The sequence below is a fragment of the Arthrobacter sp. BB-1 genome, from assembly GCF_006151685.1.
In the GTDB taxonomy this organism is placed as follows: Bacteria; Actinomycetota; Actinomycetes; order Actinomycetales; family Micrococcaceae; genus Arthrobacter.
In genome coordinates, this window is record NZ_VDEV01000012.1 from 100417 (window position 1) to 120799 (window position 20383).

The following is a 20383-nucleotide window of genomic DNA, read 5'->3' on the forward strand; positions in this document are numbered from 1 at the left end:
CCGGCAGCTGGGTCAGCTGCCGTGGATGCGTTCTGCTGTGAGCAGTTTTTCCGTCAGCTGTACGTCCGGATGGGTGACCACCACCGAGCCATCGCGCCGCCAGGCGCCGAGGGCGTTGGCCAGGGCTGCCTCAAGGCCGTTCCCGGCAGGAATGTGCAGCCGCACGCCCTCGTCATGGGGCACCGCGAAGCCGTCGAGCAGGTCCTGGTGAAGGTGGCGCCGGCCGTCGCTGGCCACAATCGCGCAACCTGAAGGATCAGCTTCGGCGTGGGCCATGAACACGTCCCCGTGGGAGCGGACGTCCGCTGCATAATCGATGTACCCGGCGCCCAGCTCACCCGGCCAGCGCATGGCCAGTGCCGGCAGCGCAACGGCGACGACGGCGTCGTACTTCCCTTCAACTGTTTCCGGATCAGCGGTGACGAGGTAATCCGCCGTGCTGCCGTCAAGCACGGTCTGCAGCCCGAGCTGCCACGCGGCAAGTGCCCAGACCATGGATTTCCAGTGCGCCGGCAGTTCCAGGCGAAGGCGCATGCCGGGAGCGGCGTCCAGTTCGTCCTGGAGCAGGTTGCTGGTCTTGGCAACCCAGTTGTCCAGCACCCTGCCGGATAACTCAACCCGTTCATCGCCGGGGCCGTACCAAGTGAGGCGCGGGGCGGTGGAGTTGCCTGAACGAAGGGTTGCCATGAGGTCAGCTGCCGGATTGGTCATGGCTACATCCTGCCACCGGGGACGGTCCTTGGACACGGTTCCCCGGCTCCGCAGCCCAACGCACCACCTTGCGGCAAAAACCTGGACGTGACATATCTCACATTAGATACTCAGCCTGCTTGCTATTTCCTGCCGCTCCGGGTAGTTTGCCCGCAATTGGCGGAAATCCCGGGGTTCGGGACCCCTGGTCCGCGGTTCGGGAGGGGAGCGCTGCGCGCCCGTAATAAATTAGCGGGCGTGGCGTACGCCTTGTTCATCATCCACAGTGATTATTATCCGGCAGCGGCTTGACTCGCCCAAGTTACACACGTGTAATTAGATAACTAAAGGCAACTGCGTAAATGCCGGCACACAACCGAGTGCCACGTATCCAGGCAGGGGCTGCAACATCAGGAGGGTCGCCATGGGGCAAGCAGAGCGTATCCAGGAAGATGCCGTCGTGGCCGGTCAGGCTACGGCAAGATACCGCGCCCGGGGGGTGCCGAGCGACTGGTACGTCGACCCGGCCGATCCCCATGCCGCCGAGCGATACAACAGGAACGCGGGGGGCGTCCTGGAAGACCAGGCCACTGCCTTCCTCGCCGCGCATGAGGCCCTGCTGGACGGCGGCGCCGAGCCGGAGGATGAACTCGACCCTCCCATGGAGCTTGCCGCGGCAGGCTCCACCCAGCCCGTATGGATCGGGCTGCCCTTCCAGCAGGACTTTGACGACGAAGGCGAGCTGGGCTGGCAAACAGACGCCCTGTGCGCCCAGACTGACCCCGAGGCATTCTTCCCCGAAAAGGGCGGCTCCACCCGCGACGCGAAAAAGGTGTGCGGGGCCTGCAACGTGCGTTCGCAGTGCCTGGAGTACGCCTTGGCAAACGACGAGCGGTTTGGCATCTGGGGAGGCCTTTCCGAGCGCGAGCGCCGGCGGCTTAGGAAGCGAGCAATCTAATTCACCAGGATGTCCATGTCACTGCCGTTGTGGTTGCCCACAACGGCAGTGCCTACCTGCCCAGAACCCTCTCAGCCCTGGCGGAGCAGACCCGGCCCGTGGACTACGCCATTGGCGTCGACACCGGCTCCCGGGACGACTCCAAGGCCCTCCTCCAGCGGGCCCTGGGCGCGGCCCACGTGGTCAGCCAGCAGCGGGGAAAAGGCGGCATGGGGGCCGCGGTACTGGCCGGCCTGGCCGAACTGGCGCCGTGGCGCGGAGGCACCGCAGGCGGCAAAGCGGAATGGATCTGGCTGCTCCATGACGATGCAGCGCCCGCCGCGCAAGCACTCGCCGAGCTGCTCAGCGCCGTCGAACGCGCGCCCTCGGTCACCGTTGCCGGCTGCAAGCAGCTGGACTGGGACGCCGGACGCAAGCTGATCGACGTCGGCCTTTCCACCAGCCGGTGGGCCGAGAGGCTCACCCTGATCGACGCTGACGAACTGGACCAGGGGCAGTACGACGGACGCAGCGACACCTTTGCCGTGAACTCAGCCGGCATGCTGATCCGCCGCGACATCTGGGAACAGCTGGGCGGGTTTGATCCTGCCCTTCCCGGCAGCGGCGACGACGTCGACTTCTGCTGGCGCAACCGGCTGGCAGGGCACCGTGTTGTGGTGGTGCCCTCGGCCAGGATGTTCCATGTTGCACACCGGCCGCAGGCACTGGGCAACGCCGCGGCCGCCCGGAAAGCCCAGGTCCATCTGCGCCTGAAGCACTCACCGCTGTGGATGGTCCCCGTCCACGGGGCCGGGGCACTCCTGGGCAGCCTGTTCAAGCTGGTGCTCAGCATCCTGGTAAAGGATCCCGGCCACGGATTGTCCCAGCTGGTTGCCACCTGCGCCGCCCTCGGCAGGCCCCGCGCAGTGGCCAAGGCCCGCCGGAGCGCCCGCCGGACACGCCGGATCCGCCGGTCCGTGATCCGCAAGCTCCAAACCCCCAGGCGCGAAGTCTGGAGCCACCGCCGGTCCCTGATGGAAGCGCTCGGCTCGGACAATTCACCCACCGACGAGCTTGAACAGGATCCGCTGGCCCACCAGCCCACGGGGGACGCGTCGGACGACTTCGCGGCACTAGCCACCTCAAAACGCGGCTGGGTGGGCAACGGAGCCCTGGCCACTGTCATCATCGCCTCCGTTGCATCCCTGCTTGCCCTTACGGGACTTTTCCGCGCCGACGCCGTCTCCGGCGGCGCCCTCATTCCCGTTTCCCGCAACCTCGGGGATCTGTGGCACCACGCCTCAAGCTGGTGGATCACGCTCGGCGCAGGGTTGCCGGGGCGCGGAGACCCGTTTGGATACGTCCTGTGGATCCTGGGCGTACTCGGCGGAGGCGACGCCAACCCTGCCATCGCCTGGCTCCTGCTGCTCGCAACTCCGCTGTCCGGGCTGACGGCATGGTTCGCTGCGGGCGGGCTGACGGTCCGCCGCCGGCTGCGGCTGGCCGCGGCAGTCTTTTGGGCTGCCGCCCCAGCCCTCCAGGTGGCGCTTAACCAGGGCCGGGCCGGTGCCCTGGTTGCCCACATCATGCTTCCTTTACTGGTCCTTGCGCTGCTGCGCGCCACCGGCTCGGCTGTAGGGCACGGCCGTTTCACCCTGCCTGCCCCTGCCGACAGGCGCCTTGGCGACAGGCCGCCGGTCAGGCCAGGCATCAACGGCACGCCCTCCTGGACGGCTGCCGCGGCCGCGGGCCTTGCGCTGGCGGTTGTTGTTGCATCAGCACCGTCGCTCCTGGTCCCGGCCGCCGTGGTCATCGTGCTCTGCGGCCTCCTGCTTGGCCGCCGCGGCCGCACGGTCTGGTGGGCCCTGCTGCCCACCGCAGCCCTGTTCATTCCCTTCGGCGTGTCCGTGCTCGACAGGCCGAGGGCGTTGCTGGCTGATCCTGGCCCCCCGCTGGCTTTTGACGCCGCCCCTTTGTGGCAGCAGCTGCTGGGCCAGCCGTTGCAGTTCGATCCGCTGGGCGGCCTGGCGGGCCTTCCCTACTTCACCGGCGGCGCTTTTCCCTGGGCCTTGCTGCTTGCACTGCTTCTGGCCGTCCCGGTACTGGCCCTGGCCGTTGCCGGGCTGCTGCTCCCGGGACACCGAGCCAAAACAGTCAGGTCTTTCTGGGTGGCGGGCGTCATTGCCCTGGCCTGCGGCTGGCTGGCCGGCCACGTGGCCACCGGGCTGAACGCGCAGACCCTGGTGACCCCCTTCACGGGCCCGGCCGTCTCAGCCGCGGCCTTCGCACTCCTGGCCGCAGGCATCCTGGGAGCCGAGCAACTCCTGGCCATCACCGACAAAGCCGTGGCCGGCACCACCAAGCACAAGACGGCCCTGCGGGCAGTTGCTGCCGTCAGCATGGTCCTGCTGCTGGCCGGGCCCCTGGCCGGGATGGCGGCATGGTCGGCGCAGAACCTGCTTCGTCCTGCCAGTGCCGCCGGGACGGCCCAGGCGGACGCCGGCACCACGGAAACCGGCGTTGCCCACGCCGCAGATGCGCTGGGAACCCCCCGCCTGGTGGAGCCCGCCAACCCGCGGACCCTCCCGGCCACCGCCATCGACCGGGGCACCGGTCCGGAGCAGACCCGCACCCTGCTGATCAGTACGCGGGACAACGGCACTTTTGATGCAACCTTGATGCGGGGCGCCGGCACCACCTTGGACAGTTTCTCGGCCATTGCGTCCGCACGGAACATCATCGGCGCGCCGGGGGCAGAATCGGTACGCGACGACGATGACGTTGCCGCTGCAGTCCGCCGCGTGGTGGCCACCCTTGTTGCCGGCCAGGGCGTGGACCCGCGGAACGACCTCGAACAGCTGGGCGTCGGGTTCCTCGTGCTCCGGTCGGCGGACACCGCGGCGCAACTGACAGCCAGCAGGATGGACGCCGTACCCGGACTTGTGGCCGTGGGCCAGACGGACGTGGGATGGCTCTGGCGGATCTCGCCGCTGAACCAGCCGGTACTGCAAGCTGCGGATGTTGCCCACCGGGTACGGATCGTGGACGCAAGCGGTGCTGCCATTGGACTGGTTCCCTCCGGCTACACCGATGTCGACGCTCCTGTGGACGCCGGCCCGGAAGGGCGCCTCGTGGTCCTGGCGGAACGCGCGGACCCGGGCTGGAGCGCCTGGATCGACGGACGCAGGCTCACGGCAACAACCTCCGGCTGGGCCCAGGCCTTCACGCTCCCCGCCTCCGGAGGGCACCTGACCATCCGCTATGAGAACCCCTGGGCGCTGTGGACGGCCATTGCGCAGGTCACGGTGATTGGCCTGACGGTCTTGCTCGCCATCCCGATGCCCGCCCGGAGGGCACGGACCGGCCTTTCACGGGACGAGGGCTCCCTGCGTAAGGAACACCAGAATGCATGAGCACACCACGTCCGCTGAAGCGCCGGAAGCCGCCGGCCGTGCTCAGGGCGCCACTGGCGCCGAACACACCTCGGACAATGACCAGCCGGCTCCCCAGCGTGTTTCAACCCCAAGCCGCAACGCGGCACTGGTGGGCTTCGCCTCGGCCGCAGTGATCCTTGCCGCAGCAGGGGCCGTGGTGGCGGGTGGATCGCTCCTGCCACAGGCGGATTCCAGCCGCGCGGTGGCCGCCCCGGCAGTAGCTGTCCCTGCCGGGACAAGCCTGGGTGTCTGCCCGGGCCCGGCCCGGCTGCTGGAAGGCACCGAGGCAGGAACGGATCCCCAATTCAGCCCGGTGTCAGCTACGGCCGCCACCGCTGTCACGGGCGCTGTCCTCGGCTCGGCGGGGGTGCTGCCCGCCAGCCGGCTGTCCCAGCTTGACGGCACAACCGCCGTCGAAATCTCAAAGGAACCCGGCCAGGCCGGACCTGCCGGCCCCGCCCAGGAACTCCTCGCTGGAGTGGTGGCCGCGCGCCCGGTAACGCAGGCCACCGTACTCAGCGCGGATGCCCTGGCAAACCAGAAAGCCTCTGCCGCAGCGGCGATGAAGTTCACTGCCACGGACGGAGACCTCCAGGGCACCGCAGCATCCAACTGCCAGCAGCCCTCCAACGACCAATGGCTTGCAGGGGCCAGCACAACCGTGGGCCGTGCCTCCGTCCTGGTGCTGACGAATGCCTCCACCACGCCGGCAACCGTAAGCCTGGAACTCTTCGGCGCCCAAGGGCAGATCCAGGCACCCGGCAGCCGCGGCCTGCTGGTCGCCCCGGGCACCTCCCGATCCGTGGTCCTGGCCGGCCTGGCGCCAGGGGAGCCGCAGCTCAGCGTCCATGTCCGCAGCGCCGGCGGCCCTGTCGCGGCCGTGATCCAGCAGGGCGTCCTGCGCGGACTCACCCCCGGGGGAGTGGACTTCATTGGGCCGGGAGCGGCTCCCGCGGTGCGCCAGGTGATGACGGGCGTGGACATCCAGGACCCCGCAGGGGTGGCCCAGCTGACCGGGAAGCCAGGATATGAGGACGCCGGTCCGGCGCTCCAGCTGACGGTTCCGGGCCCGTCGGACGCAGTGGTGGAGGTCAAGCTCTACGGCCGCGACGGCCAAAAAGCGCTGCCCTCCGGCGGCGTCATCACGGCAAAGGCCGGCGCCGTCACGGAAGTTTCGCTCGCGGGCGTTCCCGCCGGGCAGTACACGGTGGCGGCGACTTCGGATGTCTCGTTTGTCGCCGCGGCGCGGACCACCCGCGGGCTCCAGGAGGACCAGCCGTCAGACGTAGCCTGGGCAGCGTCCGGAGTGCGGCTGGGCAGCCAGCATGTGGTTCCGGTTCCCCAGGGCGCCAACAGCAGCCTGGTCTTCGGTGCCCTGGGCGCGAGGGCAACGATCACCTATTCCGCCATCACCTCGGACGGGAAAGTCCGGGCCCCGTCCTCCGCCGATATCGCGGGCGGAACCACGTCTTCCATTGCTGTGCCGGCCAAGGTCGAGGACGCTGATGTGGTGGGCTATGTGGTTTCCGCCTCCGGCGATGCCGCCTACGGCGCGGTGCTGGTCCAGCAGGACGGCAGGAACGACGTCTCAACCTTGGCGTTCCTGGCCGCGGCCGCCGGCCAGGAAACAGTGCCCGTGACGCTCAGCCACTAGGCTGGGCGGACTGCTGCTGCGGCCGGATCAGTACCGGCGGCGGTAAACCGGGTCCAGTGTCTCCGGAGCCACTCCGAGCATTTCCGCGGTGTGCTCCACCACGACGTCGTGGATCAGGTCCTGGAGCTCTTCCGGGCCGGGGCTCGCCTGTTCCACCACGCGCCGGTACACCGTAATCATGGGTCCTTCCCCGCCGGCGGCGGGAGTGTAGGAGCCCATGGGCACGGGCGACGGGTTGGCCGCCAGCTGCTCCAGGTCCGGTGGGATCTCATCGACGCCGAAGCGGACCCCATCCAGCGTCTTGCCCCAGATGTCGTGAAGCCGTTGGGCGGAATCCATCACCATGTCATCAAAGCGGTCCGAGCGGGTCCGGTAGCCGGGATGGGTTGGGAGCATCACTTCCCCGCGGAGGCCGCGCCCGTGGCGGTTGCGGCGGCGCATGGCGAAGCTTTTGCCCGAGGAGCCGGCGGCCGAATCCCTGCGGGCATCCGGGTCAGCCAACCGGACCGTAAAACCTGATTTCTGGTTCGATGACTGCATACATCGACTGTAAACCCGGGGGAACATTTACGCGATACATTCCCAGCACGGCAGGCACGCGTCGGCCCGGGGCGGCAATGCGCTGTTTTGGTGGTGGCACGGAGTAGTCTGGGATGTCGTGGGAGCTATCCGTCAGTGTTCAAGATCTGCCTGCCGCCAGTCAGCGGTGGCTACCCTGACGTACGTCTACGCAGACTCCACCGCAGTCCTCGGTCCGCTCGCCACCTACGCCGAGCCGCATTGTTACGATTTGTGCGAGCAGCATGCCGGCTCCCTGACCGTCCCGCGGGGCTGGGAGGTGCTGCGGCTGGCCATGCCGTCCACCCCCCAGCAGCCCGGCCCGGACGACCTGCTCGCCCTTGCCAATGCCGTCCGGGATGCTGCTGCCCTGCCCAACCAGGCGAAGCAGCCGCCGGTGCAGCGCGGCCCCCATTCAGCCCTTGAAGCGCCGGCCGGCGCCGAAGGCACCCGCAGGGGACACTTGCGCGTCCTGCGTGAACCCTCCTGACAGCCATGTGACGGTAGGCTGGAAGCTGCACATTAGTCCGCTACCGGCGCGAGCGCGCCCGCCAGGGAGCACCAAGAAATGCCCAAGATCAGTCCCGAACTGCTGTCCGTCCTGCGTTGTCCCGTGACCGGTTCGCCCCTGGTGCAGGAAGGCGAGGAACTGGTTGCCGCCGTCGCTGCGGAATCCGGGATCAAACCCCGCTATCCCATCGAGGACGGCATCCCGCTGCTCCTGCCCCCCGAGTTGCTGGCAGCAGCCTCCGCGGCAGGATCCGACCAACATGACCCAGCCTCCGGCACGAATTAAGGACCATCCATGACTTTTGACTACAAAGTTGCCGACATTTCCCTGGCGGAAGCCGGCCGCCACCAGATCCGCCTTGCCGAGTACGAGATGCCCGGGCTCATGTCGCTGCGCGAGGAGTTTGGCCCCACGCAGCCGCTGAAGGGCGCGCGGATTGCAGGATCGCTGCACATGACAGTGCAGACGGCCGTGTTGATTGAAACCCTCACCGCCCTGGGCGCGGAGGTCCGCTGGGCTTCCTGCAACATCTTCTCCACCCAGGACGAAGCCGCTGCCGCCGTGGTGGTTGGCAAGGGCACCGTGGAAGACCCCCAGGGTGTGCCGGTGTTCGCCTGGAAGGGCGAAACCCTCGAGGAGTACTGGTGGACCGCCGAACAGATCCTCACCTGGCCGGGCGCCGAGTCCAATCCTGAGCTGGGACCCAACATGATCCTGGACGACGGCGGCGACGCCACCATGCTCGTCCACAAGGGTGTGGAGTTCGAGGCAGTGGGCAACGTGCCGTCCGCCGATCCCACGGATTCCGAAGAATACGGAATCTTCCTTGAGGTCCTCCGCCGCTCCCTCGAAGCGGACCCGAAGAAGTGGACCCGGACTGCCGCCACGATCAAGGGCGTCAGCGAGGAAACCACCACGGGCGTCCACCGCCTGTACCAGCTGGCCGAGCAGGGCAAACTGCTGTTCCCGGCCATCAACGTCAACGACTCCGTCACCAAGAGCAAGTTCGACAACAAGTACGGGATCCGCCACTCCCTCCCGGACGGCATCAACCGCGCCACGGACGTGCTCATGGGCGGCAAGGTCGCCGTCGTCTGCGGCTACGGCGACGTCGGCAAGGGCGCAGCGGAAGCGCTGCGCGGCCAGGGTTCGCGCGTCATCGTCACCGAAATCGATCCCATTTGCGCGCTGCAGGCCGCGATGGATGGCTACCAGGTGGCCAAGCTGGAGTCTGTCCTTGCCCAGGGCGACATCTTCATCACCACCACGGGCAACAAGGACGTCATCATGGCCGAGCACATGGCGGGCATGAAGAACAAGGCTATTGTGGGCAACATCGGCCACTTCGACAACGAGATCGACATGGCCGGGCTTGCGAAGGTGCCCGGCATCAAGAAGGTCGAAATCAAGCCGCAGGTCCACGAATGGGTTTTCGAGGAGGACCCTGCCACAGGCGAGGCCAGCCGGTCCATCATCGTCCTTTCCGAAGGCAGGCTCCTGAACCTGGGCAACGCCACCGGCCACCCGTCCTTCGTCATGAGCAACTCGTTCGCCAACCAGACCATTGCGCAGATCGAGCTGTGGACCAAGAAGGACCAGCCCGAGGGCGAACGCGAATACGAAAACCAGGTTTACGTGCTGCCCAAGGTCCTGGACGAAAAGGTGGCCCGCCTGCACCTGGATGCCCTGGGTGTTGAGCTGACCGAGCTGAGCAAGGACCAGGCCGAGTACCTGGACATTGACGTCGCCGGCCCCTACAAGCCCGAGCATTATCGTTACTAAGAAGTAAAGCGCCCGGGTGCCCAGCGCGCCCGGGCCGTTACTTTCTGCGCCTAGGATCTACATATGGAGCCCGAAGTCCAGTCCCGCCGTCCGGGAACCCTCAAGAAAGTCCTCCTCGTGGTGGCCGTATGCGTCCTCGCCGCCATGGGCGGCGTTTTCGCGGCGGTTGCGCCGGGCATTGCCCGCGGTGCCATCGAATCCGAGGCCGGATCCGCCGTCAGGACCTCCCCGGGCATCGCCGCGCCCGTTGTTCCTCCCGTCAAGTCCGACGCCACGCCGGCCGACGGTGCGAAGCAGGTGAACCCGGCAGCCCCGGTATCGCTGAAGGTCACCAACGGCACCATCGAGCGGGTCACCCTCACCAGCACTTCGGGTGAAATCGTCGAGGGCCGCATCGACGCCGAGGGCACCGGCTGGTCCGCGTCCGGACCGCTCAAATTCAACACCGACTACAGCTACACGTACGTCGTCAAGGACGGAGCAGGGCGCGAAACAAGCACAACGCAGTCCTTCAGCACCGTATCCAGCACGCATGAGGCGGACGCCGCCATCTACCCGCTTGATGGCATGAAGGTCGGTGTCGGGCAGCCGCTGCAGGTCATCTTCAGCGAGCCCGTGGTCAACCGCGACGCCGTGGAAAAGGCCATCACCATCACCAGCAGTGCCGGCCAGGTTGGTGCGTTCCACTGGTACAGCGACACCATGGTCCGGTACCGGCCAGAGAACTTCTGGGCCGCCAACTCCACCATCAGCATGGACATGAAGCTTTTCGGGGTGGACTTGGGCAACGGCCAGATTGCCAACTTCAACAAGAAGGTCAACGTCTCCATCGGCGACAAGAAGGTGGCGGTTGCCGACGCCGCCGCCCACACCTTCACGCTGAGCGTCAACGACCAGGTGGTCAAGACCCTGCCAGTGAGCATGGGGGACAAGCGCTTCCCGTCAGCCCGCGGCTACGGCGTGCTGATGGAAAAGAAACGCTTTGACCACTTCCGGGCCTCAAGCATCGGCCTGAAGCCCGACGATCCGGCCTACTACGGCGACGTAGACGTGGAATACACCATCCGCCTCACCCTCAGCGGCGCCTACATCCACCAGGCCCTGCCGTCGGCGTTCCCCTTCATTGGGAACGCGAACGTCTCCCACGGCTGCATCGGTTTCGCTCCCGACGGCGCTGCCTGGGTCTTCGACAACATGGGCACCGGGGATGTAGTGCAGATCGTGAACACAGAGGGCGACTACGCCGCCCACGACGACGGGTTCGGAGACTGGAACATTCCGTGGAGTGAGTACGACAACTAGCGGTCAGCTGCCGAATGGCAGCCGCTGCAGCCGCTCGCCCGTCTCGGTGTTCCGCCGGCGCGACTGCGCCAGCCGGGTCAGCTCCCGGTTGCGGCGTTCAGCGACGACGGCGGCAAGGTAGTCGTCCGGCCCGGTCCCGGGCGGCGGGGGCGGAGCCACGTGGGCGGACAGTTCCGTGGCGATGGACGCGGCCATTTCCGAACGGGACAGGGGAGCCATCCTCCCGGCCTGGCGGAGGAACTGCGTGGCCCGGCGCGCGGCCGCATCGGGAATCCTTCCAATATCAGCAGCGGCAGCCCACCCCTTCAGCCGTGGCGGAACGAAGACCGGAACCGGCTGCTCCACCGGGACGCGCGTACGGACCGCGTAGGTTCCGGCCATCAGGTCACCGAGCCGGCGCGACTTGTCGTTGAAGAGCGCAACAGTCAGCGCAATCCCGCCGAAGGTCAGGTAGATCTCCAGGAATCCGGTCAGCCCGCGGATTACCGCATGCCGGAAACGGATGGCCCCGCCGTCCTCCCGGACCACCCGGAGGCCGGTGGCCAGCTTCCCCAGTGACAGGCCGCGGCTCAGCGTTTCAACAGCCACCGGAACAATCACCAGGCAAAAGACCACGCCCACCAGGGCCAGGGCGCGCGCGGCCGCCTGGTCCAGGTCCTCACCGGCAGCGGCCAAACCAAACAGGATCGCCACCAGCAGGATGGCGTTGAAGGCAACATCAAGGAGCAGGCCAAGGGCACGGGCAGCAAAGGAGGCCGGCCGCAGTTCCAGCACCACGGCCTCGCCGGTGACAATCGAACTCACAGATCTTTCCCGTTCCTCCAGGCTTCCGGTGTGGTCGCTCACAGTCTAGTGCGGTGGCGCTAGGCTGGTCCCGTGGATATTGACGCCTTCTCCGCCGTCAACGCGGACAAGTGGGCACGGCTGCACGAGCTTGCCTCCAAGGGCAGGCTCAGCGGCCGCGAGGCTGATGAACTGCTGACCCTGTACCAGTCCACGTCCGCGCACCTCTCCCTGATCCGCTCGGTTGCGCCCGAAAGCGGGCTCTCCGCCTCGCTGTCCGCCACCCTTGCGCAGGCCAGGACGCGCTTCACCGGTGCCCGGTCCAACCCCATGGCGGACCTGGCGCGGTTTTTCGTGGTGGCTCTTCCGGCCGCGTTCTACCGGTTGACCTGGCTGACGCTTGCCTGCGGCACGGCGTTCACCCTCATCGGTGCGGCGTATGCCCTGTGGATCGGCACGTCCCCGGAAGCGCTGCGGGCAGTAGCCTCGGAGGCGGCGGCGCGGCAGTACGTCGAGGAAGACTTCATCAATTACTATTCCGAGAACCCCGCTGCGTCCTTCGCAGGCGCCGTATGGACCAACAACGCCTGGATCAGTGCCCAGGCTGTGGCCCTGGGGATCACGGGCTTCTGGGTTCCGATGATCCTGTTCGGCAACGCCCAGGGCGTGGGAATTGCCGCCGGGATTTTTGCGGCTGCCGGCAAGAGCGACGTTTTCTTCAGCTACATCCTGCCGCACGGACTGATGGAACTCACGGCGGTCTTCATCGCCTGCGCCGCCGGCCTCCGGATCTTCTGGGCAATGGTTTCGCCAGGCCCGCGTACCAGGGGGAGGGCGGTGGCCGAGGAAGGCCGGTCCCTGATCACCGTGGCACTGGGCCTGGTGCTGGTGCTGTTTGTCTCCGGCCTGGTGGAAGGATTCGTCACCCCCAGCGCGTTGCCCGTGTGGGCCAAGATCGCCATCGGCGCCGCAGTCCTGGCCGCGTACTGGTTCTACGTGCTGAGGTGGGGCAGGCCGGCTTACCTGGCCGGAGAACGCGGGGACCTGCGGCGTGAGGACGCGGGCTACCAGGAAATCGCTGCCTGAATCGTTGTAATCCGTCCGGGGTGGTTCCTCGCCCAGCAGAAGGCGCGGACGGTAGGCTCGTCAACAGATAAAGCGCGCCTGCTGACCCCTGCCCGGCGCGGACATTCGACGGAAGTGACCTGCTGTGAAAGACGAAACACCGGCCCGCGCCAAAAGCCCGGAGCCGCAGCCGGAACCCCTCCTGGATACCTCCGGGGACTCCGACGAGCCCGCGTTTTCCTGGCTGACACCCGGCAGCGGTTCCACCGCAGCCGGTGGTTCCGGCACAGCCTCCGGGTCCTCGGCCGCTCCAGCCACCGCAGCCCCTGCCTCATCCACGGCTGACCGTTCCGCCGCTGCTTCCGCCACCACTGGCACGAAGGGCGCTGGCCCTGCCAGCGATGAAGAGGCGAAGCCAAGCGTTCCGGAGGGGACCGGCCGTCCGGAGACCAGGGCGGACAGGAAAGCAGCCGAAGCCGCCGCCGGTCCCGACGGCGAGGACGGTTCGCCGGTCTTCAGGGAGCCCCTGGCCACGTCCGCGCTGCAGGTCCGGCCGCCGGAGGAAGAGGTGGAGCGGCGCAACGCCCAGCGGGAGAGTGCCGCGAACGCCAAACCGGTGGCACCGCGCGTCATGCAGGTGCTGCTCGCCATCTTCTTCCCGGTGATCCTGCTGATCCTGGCTGTCCGGGCGGTGACCAGCCCGCTGTTCCTGTGGGTGGAATACAACCGCCCCGGATTCCCCGGCGACGGGTACGGCTTCAGCGCGGATGACCGGATGACCTACGGCTCCTATGCCGTGGATTACCTCAGCAACTGGTCCGGCCCCCGTTACCTGGGCGACCTGGTGCACCGGGGCGGAGACAAGCTGTTCAAGGACGGCGAGGTCAGCCACATGGCGGACGTCAAGCTGGTGATCCTGTCAACCTTCGGCGCGGGCGTCCTGCTGCTCCTGGTGGGTCTTATTGCCGTCCTTTACCTGCGCAAGCGAAGCACCGGGGGAGTCCGGCGGGGCCTGTTCGCCGGTTCCATCGTCACCCTGGTCCTGATCCTGGGCCTGGGGACGCTGGCGTTCCTGGGCTGGCAGCAGTTCTTTACCGAGTTCCACCGGATCTTCTTCGCCGACGGCACCTGGACCTTCAGCATGGATGACACCCTGATCCGGCTCTTCCCGGGCCAGTTCTGGATCGATGCCGGGATGGTGATCGCCGCCCTGGTGCTGCTGACGGCGCTCGTGACGCTCATCCTCACCTGGCCCACCCGCCGCAGGCGCGGCCTGGTGAAGGACGAACCGGCTCCCGCCCCAAGCCAGGAGTAACCAATCCAGGAGTAACGAGGCCCCGAGCAACCATGGCCGAGTAACCAGGCCAGGCCGGCGGTCCGGCCAGCTGGCTCCACCGCAGCCTGGCCGAAACCGGGGGTTCAGGCGTACAGCTTCGCGATCTCGTCGCCGTAGTCACGCACGACGGCGGCACGCTTCAGTTTGAGCGAAGGGGTCAGGTGTCCCGACTCCATGGTGAACTGGGCGTCAAGGAGCCTGAAGCTCCGGATGGACTCGGCTTTGGACACCAGCAGGTTGGCCTGGTCCACCGCACCCTGGACCGCCGCGACGACGTCCGGGTCCTTGACCGCGTCGCCGGCGGCCAGGGCGGGCAGGCCCAGTTCGGAGCGCCAGTTGTCCAGGCCCTCAGGGTCGAGGGTGACCAGCGCCGACACAAAGGGCTTCCCGTCGCCGACCACCACGGCATGGGCCACCAGCGGGTGTGAACGGATCTTTTCCTCGAGCGGACCCGGCCCCACGTTCTTGCCGCCCGCAGTGACCAGCAGGTCCTTCTTGCGGCCCGTGACGGTGAGGAACCCCTCCGGATCCAGTTCCCCGAGGTCGCCGGTCCGGAAAAACCCGTCAACAAAAGCCTCGGCGTTCGCGGCCTGGTTGGCGTGGTAGCCCTTGAAGACGCCGATCCCCTTGACCAGGATCTCACCGTCTTCCGCCACCCGGATGGTGGTGCCGGGGATGGGTATCCCCACCGAGCCCACCCGGGTCCGCGACGGTGTGTTGGCCGTGCACGGCGCCGTGGTTTCGGTCAGCCCGTAGCCTTCCAGCACCGGGATCCCTGCGCCGCGGAAGAAGTGGGCGTCCTCGAGGGCCAACGGACTGGCGCCGGATACCGTGTACCCCACCTGCCCGCCGAGGGCCTGGCGAAGGCGCGGATACAGCAGCCGGTCAAAGATTCCATGGCGGATCCGGCAGAGCAGCCCGGGTCCGCTGCCCTTCCCGCGGTTGCGCTTATCCTCTTCCTGGGAGAACTCGATGGCCGCGGCAGAGGCGGCCCGGAAGAGTCCGGCCTTGCCCGCGAGGGCCGCCTTGTGCGCGGCGGTGGCCCTGACTTTTTCGAAGATCCGGGGGACCACCAGCAGGAAAGTGGGCCGGAACGTGCCCAGGTCCTCAAGAAGCTGGGCGGCTCCCGGGGTATGGCCCAGGGTGGCGCCGGCGGCCAGGCACACTACCTGCACCGCGCGGGCCAGGACATGGGCCAGCGGCAGGAACATCAGGGTACGGGCCTGGTCCTGCAGCAGCAGCTCCGGAAGGAACGCCACGATGTTCTTCGCCACCAGCGCGAAGTTTCCATGCGTAATCTCGCACCCCTTGGGATTTCCCGTGGTGCCCGACGTGTACACCAGGGACGCGACGTCGTCCAGCCCGGCGCGGCTGCGGTGCCGCTCAAGCTCCGCGTCCGTAACCCCGGTGCCGGCAGCGGCGAGGCTGGCAAGGTCCGGTGCCTCGCCGTCGTAATCCATCCGCACTACGTTGACCAGCCGGTCCCTCAGCAGGAAGGACCCCTCCAGTACGCCGGTGACCAGGTCCACTGTGGCCCGGTCCCCGGCAAACACGCGGCGCACGCTGGCATCCTGGATGATCCACTCCACCTGGCGCGCGGAGGACGTCTCATAGATGGGCACTGTCACGCCGCCCGCGAACCAAATGGCGAAGTCGACCAGGGTCCATTCGTAGGAGGTGGGGGACATCACGGCCACGGCGTCGCCCGGTTCGATGCCGCCGGCGATCAGGCCCTTGGCCAGGGCGCTGACATCCTGCAGGAACTTGTGGGCAGTGACGTCCACCCAGCCGTTGGGCCCCTTCCTGCGGTACAGGGCATGGGCGGGGTTGGCCGCATGCTGCTCCAGCAGCAGGTCGGTCACGTTGCTGGCGGCGTCAAGCTCAACCAGCAGTTCGGTGCTCGCTTCTCTCACAGCAGGTCTCCGTTTCCGCTGCCACGCCGCGGCAGCGGCTCCGTCGGGGGTCTGATGCCATCCTGCCCTAGATCCAGGACGGCATCCACATCCGGACTTTCCAGTCCTCGTAGGGGATGACTTCGGCAGTCCAGATGGGGTAGAAGAAGGCTGACAGGAGGACGGCGGCGGCCACAAAAAGGGCAACCAGGTACAGGCCCGAGCGGCGGCGCCAGGGCGGGTCAGCGGCTTTGCCCAGGACGAGCCCCAGGCAGTACGCCAGAGCCAGGATGAGGAACGGTTCAAAGGACACCGCATAGAAGTAGAACATGGTCCGTTCGGGGTACAGGAACCACGGCAGGTATCCCGCGGCCACACCGGCGAGCACCGCCCCGGCGCGCCAGTCCCGGCGTCCGGCCCACCAGAACAGCAGGACCACCAGGGATATCGCTGCACCCCACCAGATCAGGGGGTTTCCGACGGAGAGGATCGCGGAGGTGCATTTTTCCACTGCGCAGCCGGGCGTTCCTTGTTGCGGCGATTCGTAAAAGAACGACGTCGGCCTGCCGAGTACCAGCCAGCTCCAGGCGGATGCCTCATACGGGTGCTCCGAGCCGAGGCCCTGGTGGAACGTATAGGCCTCCTGGTGGTAGTGGGCCAGCGAACGGACAGAGTCCGGCAGCCAGCCCCACTCGGCGGAGGGGTTGGTCTCCGCCCACCGGCGGAAGTAGGCGTTGTCGGACCGGAACCAGCCGGTCCAGGCCGCCGCGTAGACCACGCCGGCCACCGGAACCATGCCCACGAACGCCGGGATACCGTCCTTGATGAGGCCGCCGCTGATCCAGCCGCGGATGCCTGCCACGCGCCGGGCGCTCAGGTCCCAGAGGACGGTAAGGAGTCCAAACCCGGCCAGGAAAAACAGGCCGGACCATTTGGTCCCAACGGCGAGCCCCAGGCAGACTCCTGCTGCCACCCGCCACCAGCGGACGCCCAGCCAAGGCCCGGAGAGCAGGTGGGCGGCGGTGGGGCGGCCGCCGTTTCCTGCGGCAGCCCGGGCCAGCCGGACCGCGAGCCGGCGCCGGCCGTCATCCCGGTCAAGCAGCAGGGCGCCAAACGCGGCGAGCACCCAGAACATCAGGAAGATGTCCAGCAGCGAGGTCCGGGACATCACCAGGTGGTGGCCGTCGACGGCCAGCAGAAGTCCCGCGGCGCCCGCCAGGGGGAGGGACCGGAACAGCTTCAGGGCGATCAGGGACAGCAGCAGGATAGACAGCGTTCCGGTCAGTGCGGCCGAGAAGCGCCAGCCAAAGGGGTTGTCCGGGCCGAAGAGCCACATCCCCGCGGTGATCATCCACTTGCCCACGGGCGGATGGACCACGTACTCGGGGGTCTCCAGCAGCACTCCCGGGTTTCCGGCGTTGAACGCATCGTTGGCCTTGTCCGGCCAGCTTCGTTCGTAGCCGCTGACCAGGTAGGAGTACGCGTCCTTCACATAGTACGTTTCGTCAAAGACCAGCTTGGGCGGGGCGTCAAGCCGGACAAACCGCAGGATTCCGCCGGCAAGGGCGGTCAGGACGGGAACCAGCAGGAGCCACAGCCGCAGCGACGGCGGATAGTCGCGCCATGTCTGGGCGCTTCCCAGGAGCCTGGCCGTGAGGGCTTCCACCGTGAACGCCTCGGCGGGGCGGCTGACCCACGGCCGCTTCGCGGTACTCCCCGGACTGCCCGGCGTCGTCCCTGTTCCACTGCCGGGTGCTGCCGGGGCGGCGTGTCCGGTCCCGCCCGGCCGCGTCGAGGTCTGCGTCACGAGCCCCATGCTACCGTTTGCGGCTGGCGGTCCCCCGCAGCAGTAGGCTGGTGGCGTGGACCCTAACCCCAGCACCCCTCCAGAATCCGGCCCGGCAAATGCAGGGCGCATCGTGCTTGCCGCTACTCCAATCGGTAACACCGGGGACGCTTCCGCAAGGCTGGTGGAGCTGCTGGGAACCGCTGACATCGTGGCCGCCGAGGACACCCGCCGCCTGCACCGCCTGGTCCAGAGCCTGGGCGTGACCGTGGCCGGACGCGTTATCAGCTACCACGAACACAATGAAGCTGCGAAAACTGCCGAACTGCTGGACCAGGTCCGGGCAGGGAGCACCCTGGTCATGGTCACCGACGCCGGAATGCCCTCGGTGTCAGACCCCGGGTTCCGGCTGGTGCAAGGTGCCGTGGCGGCGGGGCTCACAGTTACCGCCGTCCCGGGGCCCTCCGCAGTCCTCACCGCCCTGGCGCTGTCCGGACTGCCTACGGACCGCTTCTGCTTTGAAGGCTTCCTGCCGCGGAAGGCCGGGGAGAGGGCGTCGCGCCTGGCGGACCTTGCCGGGGAGCAACGGACCATGGTGTTCTTCGAGGCCCCGCACCGGCTGGAGGCAATGCTCAGGGCACTGCGTGAACGGTTTGGGCCGGACCGGCCCGTTGCGGTGTGCCGCGAACTGACTAAAACGTATGAAGAAGTCATCCGTGGCACCCTAGGTGAACTTTTGGCCTGGGCGGAAAGCACTGAGATCAGGGGAGAGATCGCCGTTGTCCTTGGCGGGGCGCCGGAGCAGGCGGCAGGGACGCCGGAGGACCACGTGGCAGCGGTGAACGAACTCGTGGCCCAGGGCATCCGGCTCAAGGAGGCCGTGGCAGCCGTTGCGGAGGACGTCCGGGTGAGTAAAAGGGAGCTCTACTCGGCGGTGCTGGCGGCCCGCTGAGGGCCATTGGCAGCGGGCGGCCGCCGGCTGTGCAGCTGCACAGCACCAGCGCGGCCCGGCAGTGCGCAACGGCGTAGACCAGCGTGAAGCCGCCGCAGTAGTCTGGCAGTAATCCAGCCTGTATGGGCCCGGTCACTCCGGCCGCTGCCGAAGGGCTGCACCAACCCTACTGACGAGGGAGTCATCGTGACTGTCACTGCACAGCCGGCCGTTTCCGCAGACCGCGAAAGCGCCCTTCTGGCCTCTGTCCCCACTGGCCTGCTCATCAACGGCGAATGGCGCGACGCCGTCTCCGGGAAGACCTTCGACGTCGAAGATCCCGCCACGGGGAAAGTGCTGCTGAGCCTCGCCGACGCCGGACCCGAGGACGGTGCCGCAGCCCTGGACGCCGCCGCAGCCGCGCAGGAGTCCTGGGCCAAGGTTCCTCCCCGCGAGCGGGGCGAAATCCTCCGCCGGGCCTTTGAACTGGTGACCGCGCGCGCCGAGGACTTCGCGCTGCTGATGACCATGGAAATGGGCAAGCCGCTGGCCGAAGCCCGCGGGGAGGTCACTTACGGCGCCGAGTTCCTGCGCTGGTTCTCGGAGGAAGCCGTCCGTGCCTTCGGCCGCTACTCCGTGTCTCCGGATGGCAAGTCGCGCCTGCTGGTGACCAAGAAGCCGGTGGGACCCTGCCTGCTGATCACGCCCTGGAACTTCCCGCTGGCCATGGCCACCCGCAAGATCGCCCCTGCCGTCGCCGCCGGCTGCACCATGGTCCTCAAGTCGGCGAACCTCACCCCGCTGACCTCCCAGTTGTTCGCCGCCGTCATGATGGAAGCGGGCCTGCCGGCCGGCGTCCTGAATGTCATCCCTACCTCAACGGCAGGTGCCACGACCGGGCCGCTGATCAAGGACTCCCGGCTGCGGAAACTCTCGTTCACCGGGTCCACGGAGGTGGGCCGCCGGCTTCTCGCCGACGCCTCCGGAACAGTCCTCCGCACCTCCATGGAGCTTGGCGGCAACGCACCGTTCATTGTCTTCGAGGACGCAGACCTGGATGCCGCCGTCGCAGGGGCAATGCTCGCCAAGCTGCGCAACATGGGCGAGGCCTGCACGGCAGCGAACCGCTTTATCGTGCACGAGTCCATCGCCGCCGGGTTCGCGGAAAAGTTCGCGGCGAAGATGAAGGAGATGACCACCGCCCGCGGCACCGAGCCGGAGTCCAAGGTGGGCCCGCTGATCGACGCCAAGAGCCGGGACAAGGTCCATGAACTCGTCTCCGACGCCGTTGCCTCCGGCGCCAAGGCCGTCCTGGGCGGCGGGCCCGTGGAGGGTCCGGGCTACTTCTACCAGCCCACCATCCTTTCCGGTGTCGCCGAAGGCACGCGCATCCTTTCAGAGGAGATCTTCGGCCCCGTGGCACCGATCATCACGTTCAGCAGCGAGGATGACGCCGTCCGCCTGGCCAACAACACCGAATACGGCCTGGTGGCTTACGTCTTCACCAAGGACCTGAACCGCGGCATCCGGATGGGTGAGCGGCTCGAGACCGGCATGCTGGGCCTGAACGCCGGCGTCATCTCGAACGCCGCTGCCCCGTTCGGCGGGGTCAAGCAGTCCGGCCTGGGGCGCGAAGGCGGCCTTGAAGGCATCGAGGAGTACCTCTACACGCAGTACATCGGCATCGCCGACCCCTACGCCGGCTAACCCCCTCCACTGGTA

General features: G+C 67.6%; 16 protein-coding genes. 11 read left to right on the plus strand and 5 right to left on the minus strand.

Annotated elements, in window-relative coordinates; all coding sequences use genetic code 11:
* Positions 1 to 12: 12 nt before the first annotated feature.
* Positions 13 to 711 carry a TIGR03089 family protein gene (locus tag FHJ30_RS06720; protein WP_139028527.1) on the minus strand — a complete coding sequence of 233 codons (699 nt, stop codon included), beginning with the start codon at positions 709 to 711 and terminating at the stop codon, positions 13 to 15.
* 403 nt (positions 712 to 1114) lie between these two features.
* Between FHJ30_RS06720 and FHJ30_RS06725 the strand changes: the two genes are divergently transcribed.
* The 3 genes from FHJ30_RS06725 to FHJ30_RS06735 are packed head-to-tail and all read left to right on the plus strand — an operon-like array spanning position 1115 to position 6715.
* The gene (locus tag FHJ30_RS06725; RefSeq protein WP_139028528.1) at positions 1115 to 1648 is read left to right on the plus strand and encodes a WhiB family transcriptional regulator; all 534 of its coding nucleotides are present in this window, start codon (positions 1115 to 1117) and stop codon (positions 1646 to 1648) included.
* A gap of 29 nt (positions 1649 to 1677) precedes the next feature.
* Complete coding sequence (locus FHJ30_RS06730) at positions 1678 to 5040, plus strand: glycosyltransferase family 2 protein (protein ID WP_139028529.1); 3363 nt, start codon at positions 1678 to 1680, stop codon at positions 5038 to 5040.
* Positions 5033 to 6715, plus strand: a complete 1683-nt coding sequence (locus tag FHJ30_RS06735) for a DUF5719 family protein (protein ID WP_139028530.1) — start codon at positions 5033 to 5035, stop codon at positions 6713 to 6715. Before FHJ30_RS06730 ends, FHJ30_RS06735 begins: the two co-directional genes overlap by 8 nt.
* A 27-nt stretch (positions 6716 to 6742) precedes the next feature.
* Here FHJ30_RS06735 and FHJ30_RS06740 read toward each other — a convergent pair whose 3' ends face one another.
* Positions 6743 to 7255, minus strand: coding sequence for a metallopeptidase family protein (locus FHJ30_RS06740; protein ID WP_139028531.1), 513 nt, complete (start codon positions 7253 to 7255; stop codon positions 6743 to 6745).
* 118 nt (positions 7256 to 7373) lie between these two features.
* Here FHJ30_RS06740 and FHJ30_RS06745 point away from each other — a divergent pair, with 118 nt between their 5' ends.
* The 4 genes from FHJ30_RS06745 to FHJ30_RS06760 all read left to right on the plus strand — a co-directional run bounded on the left by FHJ30_RS06745 (position 7374) and on the right by FHJ30_RS06760 (position 10868).
* Complete coding sequence (locus FHJ30_RS06745) at positions 7374 to 7763, plus strand: DUF3499 domain-containing protein (RefSeq protein WP_139028532.1); 390 nt, start codon at positions 7374 to 7376, stop codon at positions 7761 to 7763.
* Positions 7764 to 7841: 78 nt separating this feature from the next.
* Positions 7842 to 8069, plus strand: coding sequence for a Trm112 family protein (locus FHJ30_RS06750; RefSeq protein WP_139028533.1), 228 nt, complete (start codon positions 7842 to 7844; stop codon positions 8067 to 8069).
* A gap of 9 nt (positions 8070 to 8078) precedes the next feature.
* On the plus strand, positions 8079 to 9566 hold the full coding sequence (gene ahcY / locus FHJ30_RS06755) for an adenosylhomocysteinase (RefSeq protein WP_139028534.1): 1488 nt from the start codon (positions 8079 to 8081) through the stop codon (positions 9564 to 9566).
* A 63-nt stretch (positions 9567 to 9629) separates the two neighbouring features.
* Entirely contained in the window at positions 9630 to 10868 is a 1239-nt protein-coding gene (locus FHJ30_RS06760; RefSeq protein ID WP_139028535.1) for an Ig-like domain-containing protein, read from the plus strand.
* A 3-nt stretch (positions 10869 to 10871) separates the two neighbouring features.
* Here FHJ30_RS06760 and FHJ30_RS06765 read toward each other — a convergent pair whose 3' ends face one another.
* A complete protein-coding gene (locus FHJ30_RS06765; RefSeq protein WP_139028536.1) occupies positions 10872 to 11672 on the minus strand; it encodes an RDD family protein in 801 nt (266 codons plus the stop codon).
* A 72-nt stretch (positions 11673 to 11744) separates the two neighbouring features.
* Between FHJ30_RS06765 and FHJ30_RS06770 the strand changes: the two genes are divergently transcribed.
* Both FHJ30_RS06770 and FHJ30_RS06775 read left to right on the plus strand, forming a co-directional pair.
* Positions 11745 to 12737, plus strand: a complete 993-nt coding sequence (locus tag FHJ30_RS06770) for a stage II sporulation protein M (protein WP_171058951.1) — start codon at positions 11745 to 11747, stop codon at positions 12735 to 12737.
* A 124-nt stretch (positions 12738 to 12861) separates the two neighbouring features.
* Positions 12862 to 14031, plus strand: a complete 1170-nt coding sequence (locus FHJ30_RS06775; RefSeq protein ID WP_139028537.1) for a TIGR01906 family membrane protein — start codon at positions 12862 to 12864, stop codon at positions 14029 to 14031.
* Between the two features lie 104 nt (positions 14032 to 14135).
* Here FHJ30_RS06775 and FHJ30_RS06780 read toward each other — a convergent pair whose 3' ends face one another.
* Together FHJ30_RS06780 and FHJ30_RS06785 are read right to left on the minus strand one after the other, a co-directional pair.
* Positions 14136 to 15965 (minus strand): long-chain fatty acid--CoA ligase, encoded by a 1830-nt coding sequence (locus FHJ30_RS06780; protein WP_139028538.1) that lies wholly within the window; start codon positions 15963 to 15965, stop codon positions 14136 to 14138.
* A 67-nt stretch (positions 15966 to 16032) separates the two neighbouring features.
* A complete protein-coding gene (locus FHJ30_RS06785; RefSeq protein WP_139028539.1) occupies positions 16033 to 17760 on the minus strand; it encodes a dolichyl-phosphate-mannose--protein mannosyltransferase in 1728 nt (575 codons plus the stop codon).
* Between the two features lie 46 nt (positions 17761 to 17806).
* Here FHJ30_RS06785 and rsmI point away from each other — a divergent pair, with 46 nt between their 5' ends.
* Together rsmI and FHJ30_RS06795 are read left to right on the plus strand one after the other, a co-directional pair.
* Entirely contained in the window at positions 17807 to 18682 is an 876-nt protein-coding gene (gene rsmI / locus FHJ30_RS06790) for a 16S rRNA (cytidine(1402)-2'-O)-methyltransferase (protein ID WP_139028540.1), read from the plus strand.
* 186 nt (positions 18683 to 18868) lie between these two features.
* The gene (locus tag FHJ30_RS06795) at positions 18869 to 20368 is read left to right on the plus strand and encodes an NAD-dependent succinate-semialdehyde dehydrogenase (protein WP_139028541.1); all 1500 of its coding nucleotides are present in this window, start codon (positions 18869 to 18871) and stop codon (positions 20366 to 20368) included.
* The last annotated feature ends 15 nt before the right edge of the window (positions 20369 to 20383 follow it).